Genomic DNA, 1,989 nt, shown 5'->3' with positions numbered 1-1,989 from the left:
TCTAACTTTCCTAAAAATGCTATATCTACATAAGGAAGTACTTTTTCTAAAAATCCTTTAGCTTCTTCTAAGCTCCAAAGCTTAGCTCTATAATTAGAATCCAAGGACACTAGTATATCATTTTCTTTACAGTATTTTGCAATATCTATAACTAAGTTATATAACTCTTTGCTAAGTGCTGGAGTTATACCAGACATATGAACTAAACTTACATCTTTTAGCATACTTTCTATATCAAATTCTTCTTTATTTGCCATTGATATAGCTGAGTATTTTCTATCATATATAACTTCTGTACTTCTATATCCATGACCTATTTCAGAAAAATATATTCCTAGTCTTCCTTCTCCTCTAACGACTGAACTAGTATCTATATCAAATCCTTTTAAATCTCTTATTACTTTATCACCTAGTGAGTTGTCTGGTAATTTAGTCGCAAACTTAGTCTTATGACCAAAGCAAGATAAACTTGCTATAACGTTTGCTTCTCCACCACCATAAATTGCTTCAAAAGAGTTTGACTGTATAATTTTTTTATTGTTGGGAGGTATTAATCTTAACATTACCTCCCCAAAACCTAAAACCTTTTTATTATTTGCTTCTGACATTTTGTATTTTCTCCACAAATTCCTTAGCTAAGTTTTCTATATCTTCTAAGCTTCCTGCATTAAATAGTGAACTTCCTACTCCTACACAAGAAACTCCCATTTCAAACCACTTATCTACATTATCTATACTAACTCCACCAGTTGGCATTATTTCAACATTTGGTATTGGAGCTTTTATAGCTTTTACATACTTTGGTCCAAATACATCACCTGGGAATAACTTAACCATTTTATTTCCTTTATCTTGTGCATTCATTATTTCACTTACCGTCATACATCCTGGTAAATAAAGTGTATTTAATTCTTTACATACATCGTTTACCTCTTCACTATACCCCGGGCTTACAACATATTTTGCTCCCGCTAATATTGCATCTTTAGCCATTTTAGCATTTAGTACACTTCCAACACCTAATATAAGATTTTTGTCATCTCTTAGTTCATTTATAAGTTCTACAACATTAGGTATTGAGTATGTTAATTCTACAGCTCTTATTCCACCATTTGCACAAGCATTTATATATCCTTTAGCTTCCTTATGGTCTTTTGCTCTAATTACTGCTACTATTCCTTCTTTTTTTATACTTTCTAGCATAATATCCCCCTATACTCCTGAGTATGCTGAAAATGCTCCATCTACTGGTATAACAACACCATTTACAAATCCTGATGCATCTTCACTTACTAGATATAATAATGTACCTATTAATTCTTGGGCTTCTCCAAATCTTCCCATTGGTGTGCTATTTAATATCTTATTACTTCTTTCAGTTGGAGTTCCATCTTCATTGAATAATAACTTTTCATTTTGTGCTGTTACAAAGAAACCTGGTGCTATAGCATTTACTCTTACTCCTACTTTAGACATATGTACTGCTAACCATTGAGTAAAGTTACTTACTGCAGCCTTTGCCCCTGAGTATGCTGGTATTTTTGTAAGCGGTGTATATGCATTCATTGAAGATATGTTTATTATTGTACATCCTTCTCTGTTTATCATATCTTTACTAAATTCTTGAGATGGAAGTAATGTTCCTAAGAAGTTTAAGTTAAATACAAATTCTACTCCTTTTGGATCTAAGTCAAAGAATGTTGTTAATTCTTCATTATTTAAATCTTCTTCAAATAAGTATTCTTTAGTTGTTGTTCCCTTTGGATGATTTCCTCCAGCTCCATTTATTAATATATCGCATGGTCCTAATTTTTCTAAAATTATATCATGAGCTCTTTTTAAACTTTCTTTATCTAATACGTTAGCTTCTATTCCTATGGCACATCCACCATTATCTATTATTTCCTTAGCTTTAGCTTCACAAGCTTCTTTTCCAAGTGCAAGTATAGCTACTTTAGCTCCACATTTAGCTAAAGCTTCAACCATAGC

General features: G+C 31.9%; 3 protein-coding genes. All 3 read right to left on the bottom strand.

Annotated elements, in window-relative coordinates:
- Positions 1–608 (bottom strand): sugar kinase (locus tag I2H23_RS15080; RefSeq protein ID WP_195582041.1); only part of this gene is annotated, 608 nt, incomplete at its 3' end.
- Positions 592–1,203: a bifunctional 4-hydroxy-2-oxoglutarate aldolase/2-dehydro-3-deoxy-phosphogluconate aldolase gene (locus I2H23_RS15075; RefSeq protein WP_207733606.1), complete on the bottom strand. Its 612-nt coding sequence runs from the start codon at positions 1,201–1,203 to the stop codon at positions 592–594. The genes I2H23_RS15080 and I2H23_RS15075, both read right to left, overlap by 17 nt.
- 9 nt (positions 1,204–1,212) lie before the next feature.
- Positions 1,213–1,989 (bottom strand): SDR family oxidoreductase (locus I2H23_RS15070; RefSeq protein WP_195238905.1); only part of this gene is annotated, 777 nt, incomplete at its 5' end.

Source organism: Romboutsia sp. BSD2780061687b_171204_C1, from assembly GCF_015560225.1.
Classification (GTDB): domain Bacteria; phylum Bacillota; class Clostridia; order Peptostreptococcales; family Peptostreptococcaceae; genus Romboutsia_C; species Romboutsia_C hominis.
The sequence above is the reverse complement of the archived record's forward strand: the minus strand, read 5'-3'. Positions and strand labels throughout refer to the sequence as shown.